Below are 17932 nucleotides of genomic sequence, written 5' to 3' on the forward strand. Positions count from 1 at the left end.
TAAACTGACTTGAAGAGTTTTAATTTAAAGGTTATTTTTCCGGTGAGATTTAATTAGAAAGGAACAACTATGTTAATGGTTCAAGATGTTGATTTAACTCCAAACCCTCATGCATTAAAATTTATATTGAATGAAAAACTATTAGATCGTGAAACCCGTCAATATGCAGATAAAGAATCTGCACAAAACGATCCATTTGCAACAGGTATTTTTGAAATCCCAGGTGTGGTTTCTGTTTTTTATATGGATAGATTTGTAACAATTGAAAAATCACCTGAAAATAATTGGGGACAAATACAAAGACCTTTCATTAATTTCTTGAAAACATTTGACAAAAATCTGATTCCTGCCGAGCAGGAAGTAAATGTCAGCAATGAAGAATCAAATGAATTGTTAAAGCAAATAAATATTTTACTAGATCAAAAAGTAAGACCTGCATTAGCCGGAGATGGCGGTGGTTTAGAAGTTTTAGGATTAGACGGTTATACAGTTATGATTCGTTATCAGGGTGCCTGCGGCAGCTGCCCGAGTGCTATCAGCGGAACCTTAATGGCAATCGAAGGATTACTTAAGCGTGATATAAACCCTGCAATAAATGTAATTCCGGCTTAATGAAATTTTCCTAAGAAATTTCAGGCTGCTTGATGCAGCCTTTTTTTATCTCAAGGATTAAAATGAATAAAACATATTATTCTGAAGAAACAATCGGCGGAATAAAAATAATTGTTTTGGTATCAAGAAAAGGAATAAAAAAACTATCCCTCAATCCGAAAGAAAATATTCCTGAATTATCTTCTTCAACAAAGCTGCATAACGATGATCCGTATTTATTCGGAGCATTTAACCAATTAAGAGAATACTTTTCAGGCGAAAGAAAAAAATTTAACCTCCCACTTGATTTGGAAGGAACAGAATTTCAAAATAAAGTTTGGAAAGAATTACAAAAAATTCCTTATGGAAAAACTATTTCTTATAAAACTCTTTCAGAAAAAATTGGTAATGTAAAAGCAATCCGTGCAGTAGGTAAAGCAAACGGACAAAATCCTGTTGCCATAATTATTCCTTGTCATCGTGTAATTGGAAGTAACGGAAGTTTAACCGGTTATGCAGGCGGGCTGGATATAAAAGAAAAACTCCTTCTATTGGAAGGAGTAATAAGTCCGGATTTGTTTGAATAAAGATTATTTAATGTCTGTTACTTTACTAACATCATTAAGCTTCACAAATTTTTCATTAAACTTGTAAGCACCGCCATTTGTCTTTACGCTTTTAATAACCTTTACAGTAACACTTTCAACTTTTTTCTTGCCCTTAGCTTTATCAGAAAAGGTTTGTTGTTTTGCCATTTTATTTTCCTGTTATTTTAATTTCTAATTTCGGGCTGTAAATATATAGCAATAATGCTTTAAAGAAAAGGTTTAATATATTTCTAAATCTTGAGAATCTTACATTTTTCCTTAGTTTTGAACATAACTTTTCAATCTTTGCATAATGGCTACAGTTGAAGGAACAAAAAAATATATTATTGAATATCCGGAAATAAAATCCAAAGTATTGGGTAAAACAGGGTTAACAGTTTCGATATGCGGGTTCGGCGGATACAGAATTGATAACGAAGTATTACAGCACAAAAATGCTTTAGAGCTTGCACTTACTTCGGGAATTAACTTAGTTGACACTTCATCAAATTATTCTGATGGCGGAAGTGAAATCCTTGTTGGAAAAGTTTTAAACAGGCTTGTATTAGAAAATATAATTGATTTAGGAAATATTGTTGTTGTTTCTAAAGGCGGATATTTACAAGGCTCAAATCTTAAGCTTGCAATAGATAGAGAACTATCGGGTAAGCCATTTAATGAAGTAGTTAAGTGTGGGCAGGATCTTTGGCATTGTATCAGTCCGGATTTTCTTGAAAATCAGATCACGCTTTCTTTGCAAAGATTAAACCTTAAGAAGATTGATGTTTATCTGCTTCACAATCCTGAATACTTTTTAACATACTCGATCATTTCAGATTCAAACAGAAGAGAGCGGGAATTTTATAGAAGAATTAAATCTGCATTTATCCATCTTGAAAAAGAAGTTGATAACGGAAGGATTTCATATTTCGGAATTTCATCAAACACTTTTGCCGAGAAACAATCAAAGCAAAACTTTATTTCACTTGAAAGGGTTGTTGAGATTGCAAATGAAATTTCTGATAATAATCATTTTGCTGTTGTACAGTTCCCAATGAATTTAATTGAAAATGGCGGGTTGAATATTTTAAATCAGGAAAATCAATCTAAGACTTTTTTAGATACAGCTGCTGAAAATAATTTAGGAGTGCTGGTTAATCGTCCATTAAATGCAATCAATAAAAATAAACTTATCAGATTAGCAGATTATTCTGTAACTGAAGACCGAAATGAACAAGAAATTTTCAATTTGATAGATGATTTAAACAAACAAGAAAATCTGATTATAGAAAAGTATATCAACTATATTGGATTAAGTGTAAGCGGGAAAAAAAATCTTATTGATTGTATTTCTGTTTCAAACATCTTAAAAACAAATTACAAAAACTTTGATGATCCCGGAAAATTCAGAGAAATTAAAACAACTTATTTGATACCGCGTGCTAATTATGCAATAAATGAAATCGGCAGAAATTATTCAAATGATGAAAATATTTTACGTGCACTAAGGAATTATGCTGTAACAACCAACATTTTGCTGGACTCAATATTCAGCAATCTGGCTAAGAATAAAAACAAAGAAAATCTCATTTTTCATAAAGCAATAGATAAATTTGCCAATATTGAGCAGCAAAAATTGTCTTTATCTCAAAAAGCTATATTATTAATTAATAGTGTACCTCAGGTTACAAGTACATTAGTCGGGATGAAAAGCGTTAATTATGTTGAAGATGTGAAAAAATCGATAAAATGTGAATATCTGGAAAAATACTCCGATTACTGGCATAATAATGGTTCAATTATTTAACAAATAAATGAATCTTACGATAATTATAAATATCTAACGCGGGAAAGATGAATTTTTTTATAAATATCAATTGTTTCTTTTCGTTGATTCTTTATTAAATATTGTTTAGGTTTTGCATCAACTTTAAGGTTTATTAATGTTTTTATTAGCAACAATCATAATTCTTTCTTACTTAGTTGGCTCTATACCAACAAGTTTAATTATTAGTAAATATTTTCATGGGATTGATATACGTGAACATGGCAGCGGTAATGCCGGCGGTACAAATGTTATGCGTGTGCTGGGCTGGAAGAAAGGATTATTAGTTATTATTCTTGATGCTCTTAAAGGAGCAGTTGCTGTAGTAATTGTTGCAAGATTACATTATGGCGGATTACCATTTCAAAACGTTTCTCCATTTGATGATTTTACTTTAGTTCAGATCATTGCTGGTATTGCTGCAGTTATCGGACATATCTGGACTGTTTTTGCAGGCTTCCGCGGTGGAAAAGGAATTGCTACTGCTCTGGGTATGTTATTAATGATCATCACTGTTGATATGCTTATAGCAGTTGGAATATTTATTCTTGTAGTTTCAATATCAAGATATGTTTCTTTGGGTTCTATTATAGCTGCATTATCAGTTCCGCTTACTCTAATATTCAGAGAAAATATTTTACACGATCACATTCAAAGTTATGGCACATTGCTTCCTTTTGTTGCCGGTGTTGCTTTACTTGTAGTATTTACACATAGAAAAAATGTTGTTCGTTTATTTAACGGAACAGAAAACAAATTAAGTTTTAAGAAAAAGTAATAATGAAAATTACGGTGCTTGGTGCAGGCGGCTGGGGAACTACACTTGGTATTCTTCTACACTATAACGGTCATCAGGTTACACTTTGGGAATACAAAAAAAATTACGTTAAGGAACTAATTAAAAAAAGAATCAACTCTCTTTACCTTCCCGGTGTGTCTATCCCTGAAGAGATTATAATCACCCATGATCTTGAAGATTCAATCCATCAAAAAAATATTATAGTTCTTGCAGTGCCTTCACAGTTTCTTCGTTCTGTTGTTGAACAGATTAAGTATTCTGAAATTAAAAATTCCATTCTTGTAAGTGTTTCAAAAGGTATCGAGAATAAACATCTAATGACAATGTCTCAAATGTTAAAAGATGTTCATCCTCAGTTAAACAAAAATCAAATTGGTGTTCTTTCCGGGCCCTCGCATGCTGAAGAAGTAAGCAGAAGAATCCCAACTGCGGTTGTTGCTGCATCAGTTGATCATGATACTTCCAAATCTATTCAAGCAGCATTTATGAATTCTTATTTCAGAGTATATTCATCTACTGATATTCTTGGTGTTGAGCTTGGCGGTGCATTTAAAAATGTAATTGCAATCGGTGCGGGAATAATTGACGGTGCCGGCTTTGGTGATAATACAAAGGCTGCAATAATGACCCGCGGTGTTGCTGAGATCTCTCGACTTGGTTTAGCAATGGGGGCAAAACCTGAAACTTTTGCCGGACTTTCAGGAATTGGCGATCTTATAGTTACTTGTATGAGCAAACATAGCCGCAATCGCTATGTTGGTGAACAAATTGGTAAGGGTAAAACTCTTAAAGAAGTTTTAAAAAGTATGGATATGGTTGCTGAAGGCGTTGAGACAAGCCGGTCTGCTTCTAAACTTGCTGATAAACATAAAATTGAAGTCCCTATTACTACAGAAGTTTATAAGATATTGTTTGAAGATAAAGACCCGGTAAAAGCAACAACCGATCTTATGACCCGCGATATGAAAACCGAAAGACATTAACACAAAATTCAATAGAACACGGATAGCGCAGATTACGCTGGTTCACACGGATTTTCGATCATTTGAAAATACTTTTCTCTTAAATTCTGCTTTCTTTCCAAAATTTAATAATAGACCGACTTCAAGATTTGTTGCTTTTAGATAATTGATCAGTTGAGCTTCATGTTCTTCACATAAACTTTCAGCAGCTTTTAATTCTACTATTACTAAATCTTCGACTATTAAATCTGCAAAGTAATCACCAACCTCAAACTCATTATAAAACACTTTGACATTTTTCTGCTGATCAACTTTTAGATTTGCTCGCCTAAGTTCAATCTTTAAAGCATTTTCATAAACCTTTTCTAAGAATCCATAACCAAGAGAATTATAAACTTTATAATAAGCTTCAATAATTTTCTTTGTAATATTTTCGTGCAGCATATAAATCCTCCTGTTTTTAATCTGTGCAAACCCGCGCAATCTGTGTCATCCGCGTTCTATTGCGATTCAGTTACTCTGTTACCCGACCACCCGGTAAAGAAATCCCTTTTATTTTCCGATAGATCGAAACAGCATAAGAATCTGTCATTCCTGAAATAAAATCAATTATGCGTAAAAGCCTCTGATAAAGTTCGGGATATTTTTTTTCTCCATAGAAAAATCTTTTGGGAACGAGATTTATTATTGCTCTATATTTTGGAGTAAGATTATGATTGGAATATTCATTATAGCCAGTGATAAAAGTATCGAGCAAACCGCCAAGAACTTCATATCCGGCAGCTTCACGTTCAACAACACTTCTATGCCTGTAAATTTTTGCAACAGAAGCTTTCTCAATTTTCTTAAGAGTATTTGATTTTGAAATTACTGTTACAAGCTCTTTCTTAAATTTTCCTGTAAGAATATCTTTTTCATTTTCCATAAAAGCCTCTGCAACAAGACTTACAAGATCACTAATAGCTTTTGCCCGCAGATAACCAACCTTTTCATTATCATCTCTCTTTTTGTAGCCTGATAAATCACTCTGATGAATTAATGGCAAAAGTAAATTTTCTGTTTCTTTAAAAGATAATAATCCCAGACGGAAGCCATCTTCAAGATCCATAATGCTGTAGCAAATATCATCAGCAGCTTCGACAAGAAAAGAAAGCGGATGACGATGCCATAAAAAATTTTCGTTTCTTTCAGGTTTTCCCAAACCAGTTTTCTCAGCAACGTGTTTAAATATTTCTTTTTCAGACTGGAAGAAACCAAACTTCTTGTAAATATTTTTATGTCCATTCCCATATTTAATTTCAAGATCTGTTAAAGATTCTTTTGGGTATTTATTTAATGCAGATAAAGTTGCATAGGTTAACTGTAATCCACCATCTACATCCTGGTTTTGTAACTTTGTAATTATTCTAAATCCCTGTGCATTTCCTTCAAAGCGAATCAGATCGTTCCATTTTTTCTCATCATTAATTTCTTCTTTAAACTTTTTACCATTTCCATTCTTGAAGTATTCAGAGATTGCATCTTCACCTGAATGACCAAATGGCGGATTACCAATATCGTGAGCAAGACATGCTGCCGCTACAATTTCTCCAAAATGGAATTGTGTAAAATCTTTTTTCAGTTTTGGATGTTTAGCAATTATTCTTTCTCCGACAAGATTGCCAAGCGATCTTCCAACAACTGATACCTCAAGACTGTGGGTTAATCTTGTATGAACAAAATCACTTTCCGGTAAAGGGAAAACCTGAGTTTTATCCTGCAATCTCCTGAAAGCAGGAGAAAAAACTATTCGATCAAAATCTTTTTGAAACTGACTGCGTCCATCTTTTTTTGATTGCTGATTTTTGTCAATGCCAAGACGGTCATCTGTTAAGAGTAATTTCCAATCCAAAGTAAATTCCTTTAATTAGTTATTTCAAAGCTAACTAAAATTACAAAAAAAATATGGAGGAGTATCTTATATTTATAAGAAATAGTTCTTTCTTGTTTTCATAATCAGATTCTCAAATAAATTGAGTTTGTTATTACAAAAAAAATCTAATTATATCTGTTAGTTAAGTAATCATTTTTAATATAATTTTACATATCATATTTTTAATTAATTAACTCACCTCAAACAGGGATTATTTTAACTCACTTAAAGCAGGGGCTTTATTATGAAACATTATTTTGGTTTTGTGTTTGTTGTATTACTTTCTGCAGCATTTTTTAACACAACACTTTTTGCTCAACCAGAGGGAATCTCAATCGTTAAAACTAATAACGGTTATAAGGTAAACTTTTCTTTAATGCCATTTGAATACAATCAGGTATTTGGTAATGGTAAAGAGTTTTTAGATATAAAAATTTCAGGTTATGGGGTTACTCCAGATGTTGGTTTACCGGCTTTACCATTAATATCTTTTAATTTGTTTATAGGTGATAATGAAAAATCACCTTCTGTCCGCATACTAAGTCAGGATATTAAAACTATCACTTTAGATAAACAAATTTATCCTAAACAAATGCCTTGGGAAAAGAACAAATCACTTGATGACAGACCTTTTACTATTAACCAGTCTTATTATAATTCAAGAGGTATTGAAAGACAGTTAGTTAGTTTATCCGAACCTTTTAATATTGGCGGTGTTTCCGGAATTATGATAACGATTTATCCCTTTAACTATAATCCAAAGGATAATGAACTTGCAATAACTTCATCAGGTACCTTTGAAATCATTTTAAACGATCCTGTTGAAACTGAAGCTAAGAAATCAGACTCATTCAATGACTTTCTAAAAGGCATATTTGTTAACTACCAGCCACAGCAAAGTATAAAGTCAATGAGAATGCTTATTATTACTGCACCGACATTTGAATCGGGGTTATCTTCATTTGTAACACATAAAGGTTCGCAGGGTTTTACTATTGATCTTTTTAATACAACTGCAACCGGAACAACTACAACTGCCATTAAAACTTTTATTCAGAACAGATACGATGATCCGGCAACAAGACCGGAGTTTGTTATTCTGATCGGAGATGTTCAGCACATTCCATCCTGGATTGGAAGCGGAACGGGAAGTCCGAATACTGATCTTAATTATGTACAGCTTGCAGGCGGTGATAAATTTGCTGATGCTTTTATCGGAAGATTTTCTGTTACAACTTTGCAGGAATTACAAAACGCACTTAATAAATCCATTTATATGGAAACTTATATCTCAACATTGCCTAAAAAAAATATCTGGATGGCATCAACTGATAATTATCAGTACTCTGAAGGAACACACAATTATTGTATCAACACTCATTTTCAGCCAAACAACTGGGTAAATCTGAAACTCTACACAGTTACTTACAACGCTACTACTCAACAATTGATTAATGCTTTAAATGATAATCAGCGGTTTGCAGTTTATTCAGGGCATGGAGCAGAAACATACTGGGCTGATGGTCCGCAATTAACGCAATCACAAGTTAGAGCATTAACCAATACAGGTATGTATCCATTTATTTACTCATTCTCTTGCGTTACCGGCTCTTATCAGATATCTGAAAGTTTTGGTGAAACCTGGATAAGAGCCGCAAACGGCGGATCAGGTTTTTATGGCTCATCTGTAAACTCCTATTGGGATGAAGATGATATACTTGAAAGAAGATTATTCGATGCGATGTTTATTGATGACATTACCCGTATTACTCCTATGTTTGATCAGGCAAAAATATATCTTGCAAATTATTACGGCGGTGTTACAGGAATGGTGTTAAGATATCTAGAAATGTATAACCTGATGGGCGATCCTTCTTTACCTGTTGTTAGACAGATTCCGCCTGATACAACTCCGCCTGATCAGATTACAGATTTATCTGTTGGTGATGCAACCTCAAATTCACTGTCATTAAACTGGACTGCTCCTTATGATTCGACTTTTAATGGAGTTACCTCTTATGATCTGAGATTTTCAACTAATCCGATTACTAATGATGATGATTTTAATAATGCTGAACAAAGAATATTAACTGGTGTTTCAGATACAGCCGGCACACCAAGATCATTTGTAATTGATGGATTAAATTTTAACACAACTTATTACTTTGCTGCAAAAGCAATGGATATGTGGAACAACAAATCAATTATGTCCAATGTGCCAACCGGTGTCACTCTATATACTCCGCTTGCATCAGTCAGTGCTGATTCAATACATTGTACTGCAATACCAAACACAACCTTTACAGAATATCTTGTGTTGTCAAATGCATCCTCACAAAATTCAACACTTGATTATTTGATTGAATTAAAAAACAATACTTTCCCGGATAATGTAATTGTAACTTTAACAGGTGTTAATGATCGCTTCGAAAACCAGATTAAATCAATAAAAGATTTTCCAAATGATCTGCCGGGATTAAGTTTTGAAGGTTTCGGTGGTCCCGATGCGTTTGGCTACAAATGGATTGACAGTAATGAACCTAACGGACCAGAATATATTTGGAACGATATCTCTACTACAGGGACATTAGTAACAAACTGGACTGCAACCAGTACTTTTAACCCGAAAGATGAAGGTTATGCAGGACCTTTTCCATTAGGCTTTAACTTTAAATTTTATGGAAATATTAAAACTCAGATATATGTCAGTTCAAATGGAGTAATATTATTTTCACCAATAACGTCTAACATCTATACAAATGCTACAATCCCAAGTACCGCAGTACCAAATGAATTTATCGCACCATTCTGGGATGATCTTGACGGTGTATCTTCCGGTACGGTTCATTATAAACAAGACGGCAACAGATTTATAGTGCAGTTTACCGGCTGGCACAGATATTCCAATCAGGGGTCTTTAACATTTCAGGTAGTTCTCTACTCAAGCGGTAAGATAATGGTTTACTATAACAATATGAGCGGAACACTAAACTCTGCAACAGTTGGAATTGAAAATGCTGCAGGCAATGATGGATTGATGGTTGCCTATAATGCTAATTATGTTGCAAATAATTTGGCACTTCAGTTTTCAGCAGAACCTGAATGGTTGGTGTTGAACAATTATTCAGGAACAATTTACGCGGGTAACTCAGTAAATATCGGACTGATGATAAATACTGAAGACCTTGAATTGGGTGAGTATTCAATGGATATAGAAATCAGCACTAATGATCCTGCAAATCAAATAATTGTTGTTCCTGTTTCAATGACAGTGCAGAATGAGGTTCCTGTAGAACTCTTATCCTTTATAGCAGAAATAAAAGATGAGAATGTTTTGTTTAACTGGAGCACGGCAACTGAAACAAATAATTCGGGATTTGAAATTCAAAAGATTAAGCCGGAAGACAAAAGCAAAAACTTTGATTGGCTGAAAGTTGGTTTTGTTGAGGGAAAAGGTACATCAACAGAAAAAACAGTTTACTCGTTTAAAGAAAACAATGTTACTCCGGGTTTATATGCTTACCGCTTAAAGCAAATTGATTTTGATGGTTCTTTCAAATACAGTAATGAGATTGAGGTAGAAGTATCAACTCCAAAAGAATTTGTACTGTACCAGAATTTTCCAAATCCATTTAATCCGGGAACAACAATTAAATTTGCCTTGCCAGTTAAAACAAACTTAAGTTTAAATATTTACAATACCATTGGTGAAGAAGTTGCAGAAATATTTAACGGTGAGATGGAAGAAGGCTATCATGAAATTATTTTTAATGCATCATACTTATCATCAGGAGTATATTTTTATCAATTAAAAGCCGGAGACTTTGTTCAGACTCGTAAGATGCTTTTAGCAAAATAGAATTGCTGCACTGATTTTATCGAAATATAAGTATATGTAATTTAAGGTACGGAAAAACCGTACCTTTTTATTTTTCTGCATATATAACCAGATCATTTGAAACTCTTGAATCAAATAAACTCTTATCTAATCCGCCAAACAATTGTATTTTATTAAAACCCGTTTTCTTAAACAACTGCTTTAATTCTTTTGATTTATATGGAAATATTTTTGTTGATATTAATTCCTTATCAAGAGTTTTATCCGCATTAAATTTTAAGATGTTAAAAGTTAAATCATTATTCCCAAAATCGTAGAACCGGATAAAGTATTCGTTATCCTTTTTTGTGATGTTTACTATTCGTTCTTTTCCTTTTAAAATCTTTTCGTAATTGAGAACCTGAATCAAAATTCTTCCATCAGCTTTCAGCATTTTATAAAATTTACCAAATGATTTTTCCAATTGATCCGGATTAATATTAGCAATTGTATTTCCAAGAGAAACAATTAAATCAAATTTGTTGAAAAAACTTTTTGGAATGTTTGCTGCAGAATAATTAAAGAACTGAATTTGTGCATTTGTCTTTTTACAATTCTCTTTTGCGGAATTTATCATCTCAATTGAAGGATCAAATGCAGTAACACAAAGCCCTGTTTGAGCCAGTGAAATCGAATCAACACCTGTCCCGCATCCAATATCTGCAGCTTGTTTTATTTTATCATCTATAAAGTTTACTAAAAGTGTTTTTCGTTTCTGTAATGCAGAATTAAAATCTATCATCTTATCGTAATAGACTGAAGCTGAGCTGTAAAAAAGATTATTTATTTTCATAACAGAATTATAATACAAATACGTTTTAACAATATGTTGTCAAATACCAATATTTAATCTTAAGTTCGCTTAGTATTTGTCATCATTTTTTGTTTAGCAAAAGCTAATAAACAGCATATCTTATTTGAGAAGTTATTGTTCTTAGTTATAAGAAAATTACAATACTAAAATATTTAATTCCCGCACTAATTAAATAAAAATAATTATTTACTATAAAGTAATATGGCATTTAATATGTTAATTGAGTAATGCATTATTTATTTACTAATTAACTATATCTTCCATCAATTTATCTGTAGGGGATAAACAATGGCCAAAATAGCAATAATAGACGACGATCCTGATATTGTTGATGCCAGTAGTTTGGTATTAACATCAAAAGGATACGATGTCATCACAGCATCAAATCCAACTGATGGTTATAAAATCGTTATGGAACAAAACCCGGATTTAATAATTCTGGATGTAATGATGATTGAACCTGATGATGGATTTTTCTTAGCTCAAAAGTTCCGTAAAATGAATGTTGACACACCAATAATTATGTACACATCTGTATCAAAATCATTGGGAATGGAATTCGGAGCCAGCGAAATGGTGCCTGTTGATGATTTCGTAGAAAAACCAATATCACCTGAAACATTGGTTGATAAAGTAGAAAAACTTTTAGCAATCCATTTAAAGGAGTAGAGTAAATGCTTGTAGTTGAAAAAAATGCTCTCTCCGAAGAGATAGAGGGCTATGTAAATAAATACGGAAATGACCGGTCATCTCTTATGCCTGTGCTTCAGGCAATCCAAAGAAAGCACAGCTATATTAATGATTTTGCACAGCAGGAAGTTGCAAGATTGCTTGATATTCATCCTGTCGAAGTTTTTAGTGTGATATCTTTTTATTCCTTTCTTCATTCTAAACCAACCGGTAGAAATATTGTAAGATTGTGCCAGACTATATCCTGCGATATGGCTAACAAATCAAAAATTGTTCAGGCAATTGAACGCGAACTGGGAATAAAATTTGGTGAAACAACCAAGGATAACAGAATAACACTTGAGTTTACAAACTGTATTGGTATGTGCGATCAGGGACCAGCTATGATAGTTAATGATCGTGTTTATACAAAACTTGATCCCGAAAAAGCTGTCAATATTCTTAATGAAATAAAGTAGGGAGAAAAAATGAAAACACAATTAGAAAATAGTATTATAAAAACTGAAAGAACCGGTCCTGTTCTGTTTTCTTCTTATAAAAAAGGAGAAGCAGTAAAAAAAGCAGTTAAACAAAAAAGAGAAGATATTCTTTTTGAAATAAAAGATTCAGGTTTAAAAGGAAGAGGCGGTGCCGGTTTTCCAACCTCTACTAAATGGATGTTAACAGCTGCTGCCAAAGCAGATAAAAAATTTATTGTATGTAATGCTGATGAAGGAGAACCGGGAACTTTTAAAGACCGGGTTCTTTTAATGGAATATCCTCAATTAGTTTTTGAAGGAATGGTAATCTGCGGATATACCATCGGTGCAAAAACAGGAATAGTATATCTTCGTGCTGAGTATGAATATCTGCTTGAACAGTTAGAAAACTATCTGGCAAATATGAGAGAAGATAATTTGTTAGGTGAAGGCATACTTGGAACAGATTTTTCTTTCGATATCTCTATAAGATTAGGATCTGGTGCTTATGTATGCGGTGAAGAAACTGCACTTATAGAATCACTTGAAGGACACAGAGGTGAACCGCGTAACAGACCTCCCTTCCCTGTTAATACTGGTTATATGGGTTATCCGACCTCTGTAAATAATGTCGAAACTCTTGCAGCTGTACCTCATATTATTACAAAAGGCGGAAGCTGGTTTAAGAAATTCGGAACAGATAAATCAACCGGTTCAAAATTATTTTCAGTATCAGGTGATTGTGAAAAACCCGGTGTATATGAACTTCCCTGGGGAACATCAATAAATGAACTACTTGAAATTGTAAACGCAAGAAACACAAAAGCAGTTCAGGTAGGTGGTGCTTCAGGTATTTGTATCCCAAAATCACAATTTGATCGTAAACTTGGTTATGAAGATATCCCAACCGGCGGCTCTGTAATTGTATTTAATGAATCAAGAAATATGCTGCATGTTCTTAAAAACTTTATGGAGTTTTTTGTGGAAGAATCCTGCGGGCAGTGTACTCCTTGCAGAATCGGAAATATAAAGCTCCTTGAAGGAGTAGAAATGATCGAGCGCGGTGAGTTTACATTTAAATATATCAATACACTTAAAGAGCTGGGAAAAACCATGCAAGTTGCTTCTAAGTGCGGATTAGGACAATCAAGCCCTAATTCTTTTCTCTCAATACTTGAAAATTTCAAAGATGAAATCTTTCACATAACAGGAAATAATGGATACAATGGAAAGGCAGGTAAGTGATGAAAGAAAAATTAAGAGCACCAAAATCTCAACAGCCGCTTGTAGTTGAAAAACCAGCATTAGAAGATGGAATCGGAAGCAAGGTTACAGTTGAAATTAATGAAAAGAAAGTACAGGTTTTTTTCGGACAAACAATACTTGATGCATGTAAAGAAAATCAGATCCACGTTCCGACTCTTTGCCATCATCCCGATCTTTGTATTGCAGGCAATTGCAGAATATGCGTAGTAGAAGTTGAAGGAATGAGAACTCTTCAGACAGCCTGCTCATTTCCGATAACTGCTCCGATTAAAATTAAAACATCAAGCCCGATGGTTCGTAAAGCAAGAAGACACATAATTGATCTTTTACTTAGCGAACACTATGGTGAATGTTACTCTTGTGTTAGAAATAATAACTGCGAACTTCAGACACTTGCCAAAGAATACGGGGTTGATTCATATACTTTTGGTCATGTTCAGAAACCTGTTTTTGAAATGGACCTTTCATCTTATTCTGTTGTCCGCGATATGAACAAATGCGTTAATTGCAGAAGATGCGTAAGAACCTGTATTGATTTACAGGAAGTTGGAGTTCTTGAAGCAATTGACCGCGGCGATAAAACACATATCGGTACATTTTTAGAAAAACCGTTAGCAGATGTTATTTGTATTAATTGTGGTCAATGTATAAACCGCTGTCCAACCGGTGCGCTAAGAGCAAATGATCCATCCGATGTTATTTGGAATGCCATTGACGATCCTACAAAGCATGTTGTTATTCAAACAGCACCATCACCGCGTGCTGCAATAGGAGAAGTGTTTGGTCTTGAACCGGGTAAATCTTTTACCGGCGAACTTAACACAGCTTTGCGCCGTATCGGTTTTGATGTTGTATTTGATACAAACTTTACTGCGGATTTAACTATCATTGAAGAAGGTACAGAATTAATATTAAGACTTTACAAAGCATTAGTTAAAAAAGAACAAACGGCTCTTCCGCAATTTACTTCTTGTTCACCCGGCTGGGTAAAATATCTTGAGCATTTTTATCCAGAGTACATTGATAATTTAAGCTCTGCAAAATCGCCTCAGCAAATGTTTGGCGCATTGATTAAAACTTTTTACGCACAGAAAAAGGGAATTGATCCAAAAGATATTGTATCTGTTGCGTTAATGCCTTGTGCAGCTAAAAAGTTTGAATGCAACCGCCCTGAAATGGTGGATTCGGGTTATAAGGATGTTGATTTCGGATTAACAACACGCGAACTTGGACAAATGATTCAGGAAGCAGGAATATATTTGCCTGAAATGCCTAAATCAAATTTTGATGATCCGTTTGGAGAAGCTTCAGGCGCTGGTTTAATTTTTGGTGCAACCGGCGGTGTTATGGAAGCTGCACTTCGAACAGTTATCGAACTGATAACCGGCAATAAAGTTGAAGATGTATTTGCAAATGCAGATATAACTCCGGTCCGCGGGTTTGAGGGAATTAAATATGCTGAAATACCAATAACAGAAGTTGGTCCTGTTCCTAAAATTTTGCAGCATTTGGTACCTGATTGGAATTGGCTGAAAGGAGCAACATTAAAAATTGCAGTTGCACACGGTACCGCAAATGCAAAGAAAATTATGGATGATATTAAAGCCGGCGGTAAATTCAGCGAATGTCATTTTATTGAATTTATGGCTTGCCCCGGCGGCTGTATTGGCGGCGGCGGTCAACCGATTCCTACTGATGAAGAGATCAGAAAAATGCGTGCAAAGGCAATCTATGATGAAGATAATTCACTGCCTGTAAGAAAATCTCACGAAAACAGACACGTTGCAGAAATTTATGATATCTTTTTAACCGATGGACCTTGCGGGCATATTTCACATAAGCTTCTTCATACACATTATATAAAAAGGGGCAAATACATAGCATAATTTCTTTTGTTAAATTGGCAGATGCTCATAATTGACATCTGCCTTTTTTATTTTTACATAGAATAATAAGAGACTGCAATGTTTAATCTTGTTCCACTCTGGGCAAAACACTACGAAGAATTCTGGTTAACAATACGAAAGAGAAATCTTTGGTTTATCAAACTGCGCTACGGTGCCGTAGCAATGCTGCTTTTCTTTATTATCTTTCCCAAATATTTTTTGGGTATCGTGCTTGATGCCAAACAACAAACTGCTTTATTAATCATTACGTTTTCAATCCTTATTTACAATTTTATTTTTCATTACTTAAGACAATTTCTTAAACACGATGCCGACAAATTTAATCCGCTCCATCTTTCTGTTCTTCAAATGATTTCGGATTTGTTAGCACTGATGCTTGTTGTGTATTTTACCGGAAGTGTTGAATCCCCTCTTCTGTTATTTTTTGTTATACATATGATAGTTGGAAGTTTGATTTTACCGGGGTTTGTTGTTTATAGCTTTGCTGTAATTATTGTATTGTCATTCTGGGGAATAACAGTCGGAGAGTATTACTCTATTATATCTCACAATCACATTGCCGGTTTTTTATCATATCCGCTTCATCAGCAGTTTAATTATGTGCTGGCAATAAATGCGAGTTTTGCTTTTCTGATTTTTATAATCGTCCTTATTGCAAACAAGATGGCTAATCAGTTGTATGTCCGCGAACAACAGCTGCTTGAATCAATTGATAAAATAAACGCTGCAGAAAAAGAGAAGCAGAAATATATTTCCGGAATTGTTCACGAGATCAAAACTCCGCTGGCTGCAGTTCATTCATATCTTGACCTTGTTCTTCAGAAATTTTTGGGTCCGCTTGATGAAGTTGTTGAAGAGAAACTTGTGCGGGCAAGAAGAAGATCTGAAGAAGCAATTGAACTTATCAATAATGTGCTGAAGATTTCAAAATTAAGATTAGAAGACTCCTTCAACAAAGAAGAAGTTGATATTGCATCAATACTGGCAAAGGCAATTAAAGTTGCAAAAGTTAATGCAGATGCAAAAGGAGTTAAGCTGACTTTAAATAACAAACGCAAGGGCAAACATAAAATTGAGGGAGACCCGTTTCTTTTGCAGATTGCACTATCAAACATTATTAGCAATGCAATTAAATACAATAATATGGATGGACTTGTTGAAATCAATGTTGAGGAAGAGAGTGCAAATCTGATAATTAAAGTTTGCGATAACGGAATTGGAATACCTAAACAAGATCTGCAGAAAATATTTACAGATTTTTATCGGGCAAGCAACACAAAACAATTTAATGTAGAAGGCTCTGGTTTAGGGTTATCTGTTGTTAAACAAATTGTAGAAAGACACAACGGCACTATTGATATTCAAAGTCCATCGCATCTTTCTACAAACAAATATCCCGGAACTTGTGTTAAAATTACTCTGCCTTTTTTAAAGCAGCAGTCTTAACAGGTTTTTTATCTTTAGGAATTTTCAGATCAATTAGTTTTGAAGAAACACCCTTTATCAAAGAAACTTTTCTTGCAAGCTCATCCATTTTTTTCTTTCTCCTGCAAGCTCAAGTGCTTTTGAATTTGCAAGACCAACGTGTCCGTCAATCCTGCTTACAAACACAGGAGTATTTTCAGACACAGGATCGATCAATTCTTTTGTCGGAAGAGATTTATCCTGTCAGAGTTCGTGGTCACATCTTCCTCCGGTTATCCAGGTTGAAATGGGAAGACTTCTTTTTATAATGTATGATTGAATTATTTCAGCAAACTCTTCCTTGCTGAGTGCAGGACGAAGATTTATCCCGAGCAAATAATTTCCGCCTGAGATAAAATGAAGATGACTATCATTAAAACCCGGCAGCAATAATTTACCTTCAAGATCAATCACTTCTGTATCAGCATCAATAAATTTTCTTGCTTCACTTGCTGAACCAACAAATTTTATCTCATTTTTCTCCGCTACAACTGCCTCTGAGTAAGGCTGCTTTTCGTTAACAGTAAATATTTTTCCGTTGATGAATGCTTTTTTCATTGTTTGTGACCAAATTTTAAAATTACAGAATTGCAGGATTACAAAATTGAAAATTATTAATAGGAAAAGTTTTCGGGATACACTTTGCATAATAAACCTTCATTGTTTGATACTGTGCAAATATAAAAATTATCCGCCTAAGGCGGAGAAGATGAGCGAATGCTTGCTAATTAACGATTGATTTTCAATTGTACCTGTTTTAAGTTTGAAATAAGTTTTTAT

At 34.0% G+C, this 17932-nt stretch carries 17 protein-coding genes; 11 read left to right on the forward strand and 6 right to left on the reverse strand.

The genetic code is table 11. The annotated features are described in order from the left end of the window. The first annotated feature begins 69 nt into the window (after nucleotides 1-69). Both ROY99_01385 and ROY99_01390 read left to right on the forward strand, forming a co-directional pair. Nucleotides 70-612, forward strand: coding sequence for a NifU family protein (locus ROY99_01385; GenBank protein MDT3695011.1), 543 nt, complete (start codon nucleotides 70-72; stop codon nucleotides 610-612). Between the two features lie 62 nt (nucleotides 613-674). Beyond that, on the forward strand, nucleotides 675-1178 hold the full coding sequence (locus ROY99_01390) for a methylated-DNA--[protein]-cysteine S-methyltransferase (GenBank protein ID MDT3695012.1): 504 nt from the start codon (nucleotides 675-677) through the stop codon (nucleotides 1176-1178). Nucleotides 1179-1181: 3 nt separating this feature from the next. Here ROY99_01390 and ROY99_01395 read toward each other — a convergent pair whose 3' ends face one another. After that, nucleotides 1182-1346 carry a hypothetical protein gene (locus tag ROY99_01395; GenBank protein ID MDT3695013.1) on the reverse strand — a complete coding sequence of 55 codons (165 nt, stop codon included), beginning with the start codon at nucleotides 1344-1346 and terminating at the stop codon, nucleotides 1182-1184. Between the two features lie 145 nt (nucleotides 1347-1491). On the opposite strand from ROY99_01395, the gene ROY99_01400 reads away from it, so the two are divergent. From ROY99_01400 to ROY99_01410, 3 genes are all read left to right on the forward strand, one after another. Continuing rightward, nucleotides 1492-2985, forward strand: coding sequence for an aldo/keto reductase (locus ROY99_01400; protein MDT3695014.1), 1494 nt, complete (start codon nucleotides 1492-1494; stop codon nucleotides 2983-2985). Between the two features lie 136 nt (nucleotides 2986-3121). After that, nucleotides 3122-3781 carry a glycerol-3-phosphate 1-O-acyltransferase PlsY gene (gene plsY / locus ROY99_01405; protein ID MDT3695015.1) on the forward strand — a complete coding sequence of 220 codons (660 nt, stop codon included), beginning with the start codon at nucleotides 3122-3124 and terminating at the stop codon, nucleotides 3779-3781. 2 nt (nucleotides 3782-3783) lie between these two features. Continuing rightward, nucleotides 3784-4785: an NAD(P)H-dependent glycerol-3-phosphate dehydrogenase gene (locus ROY99_01410; protein MDT3695016.1), complete on the forward strand. Its 1002-nt coding sequence runs from the start codon at nucleotides 3784-3786 to the stop codon at nucleotides 4783-4785. A 42-nt stretch (nucleotides 4786-4827) separates the two neighbouring features. Here ROY99_01410 and ROY99_01415 read toward each other — a convergent pair whose 3' ends face one another. Both ROY99_01415 and ROY99_01420 read right to left on the reverse strand, forming a co-directional pair. Further along, a complete protein-coding gene (locus tag ROY99_01415; GenBank protein MDT3695017.1) occupies nucleotides 4828-5208 on the reverse strand; it encodes a GxxExxY protein in 381 nt (126 codons plus the stop codon). A 70-nt stretch (nucleotides 5209-5278) separates the two neighbouring features. Further along, entirely contained in the window at nucleotides 5279-6655 is a 1377-nt protein-coding gene (locus ROY99_01420; protein ID MDT3695018.1) for a deoxyguanosinetriphosphate triphosphohydrolase, read from the reverse strand. 265 nt (nucleotides 6656-6920) lie between these two features. Here ROY99_01420 and ROY99_01425 point away from each other — a divergent pair, with 265 nt between their 5' ends. Next, nucleotides 6921-10535: a C25 family cysteine peptidase gene (locus ROY99_01425; protein MDT3695019.1), complete on the forward strand. Its 3615-nt coding sequence runs from the start codon at nucleotides 6921-6923 to the stop codon at nucleotides 10533-10535. Nucleotides 10536-10602: 67 nt separating this feature from the next. Here ROY99_01425 and ROY99_01430 read toward each other — a convergent pair whose 3' ends face one another. Then, a complete protein-coding gene (locus ROY99_01430; protein ID MDT3695020.1) occupies nucleotides 10603-11346 on the reverse strand; it encodes a methyltransferase domain-containing protein in 744 nt (247 codons plus the stop codon). A gap of 309 nt (nucleotides 11347-11655) precedes the next feature. Between ROY99_01430 and ROY99_01435 the strand changes: the two genes are divergently transcribed. The 5 genes from ROY99_01435 to ROY99_01455 all read left to right on the forward strand — a co-directional run bounded on the left by ROY99_01435 (nucleotide 11656) and on the right by ROY99_01455 (nucleotide 17134). After that, nucleotides 11656-12036 (forward strand): response regulator, encoded by a 381-nt coding sequence (locus ROY99_01435; GenBank protein MDT3695021.1) that lies wholly within the window; start codon nucleotides 11656-11658, stop codon nucleotides 12034-12036. 5 nt (nucleotides 12037-12041) lie between these two features. Then, a complete protein-coding gene (gene nuoE, locus ROY99_01440; GenBank protein ID MDT3695022.1) occupies nucleotides 12042-12515 on the forward strand; it encodes an NADH-quinone oxidoreductase subunit NuoE in 474 nt (157 codons plus the stop codon). A 9-nt stretch (nucleotides 12516-12524) separates the two neighbouring features. Then, a complete protein-coding gene (locus ROY99_01445) occupies nucleotides 12525-13760 on the forward strand; it encodes an NADH-ubiquinone oxidoreductase-F iron-sulfur binding region domain-containing protein (protein MDT3695023.1) in 1236 nt (411 codons plus the stop codon). Beyond that, the gene (locus ROY99_01450; GenBank protein ID MDT3695024.1) at nucleotides 13760-15667 is read left to right on the forward strand and encodes an NADH-dependent [FeFe] hydrogenase, group A6; all 1908 of its coding nucleotides are present in this window, start codon (nucleotides 13760-13762) and stop codon (nucleotides 15665-15667) included. Before ROY99_01445 ends, ROY99_01450 begins: the two co-directional genes overlap by 1 nt. 78 nt (nucleotides 15668-15745) lie before the next feature. Then, nucleotides 15746-17134 carry a HAMP domain-containing sensor histidine kinase gene (locus tag ROY99_01455; GenBank protein ID MDT3695025.1) on the forward strand — a complete coding sequence of 463 codons (1389 nt, stop codon included), beginning with the start codon at nucleotides 15746-15748 and terminating at the stop codon, nucleotides 17132-17134. A 57-nt stretch (nucleotides 17135-17191) separates the two neighbouring features. On the opposite strand, the gene ROY99_01460 is transcribed toward ROY99_01455, so the two are convergent. Then, the gene (locus ROY99_01460; protein MDT3695026.1) at nucleotides 17192-17317 is read right to left on the reverse strand and encodes a hypothetical protein; all 126 of its coding nucleotides are present in this window, start codon (nucleotides 17315-17317) and stop codon (nucleotides 17192-17194) included. Nucleotides 17318-17356: 39 nt separating this feature from the next. Continuing rightward, nucleotides 17357-17710, reverse strand: a complete 354-nt coding sequence (locus ROY99_01465; GenBank protein ID MDT3695027.1) for an amidohydrolase family protein — start codon at nucleotides 17708-17710, stop codon at nucleotides 17357-17359. Between the last annotated feature and the right edge of the window lie 222 nt (nucleotides 17711-17932).

It is taken from the genome of Ignavibacterium sp. (genome assembly GCA_032027145.1).
In the GTDB taxonomy this organism is placed as follows: Bacteria; Bacteroidota; Ignavibacteria; order Ignavibacteriales; family Ignavibacteriaceae; genus IGN3.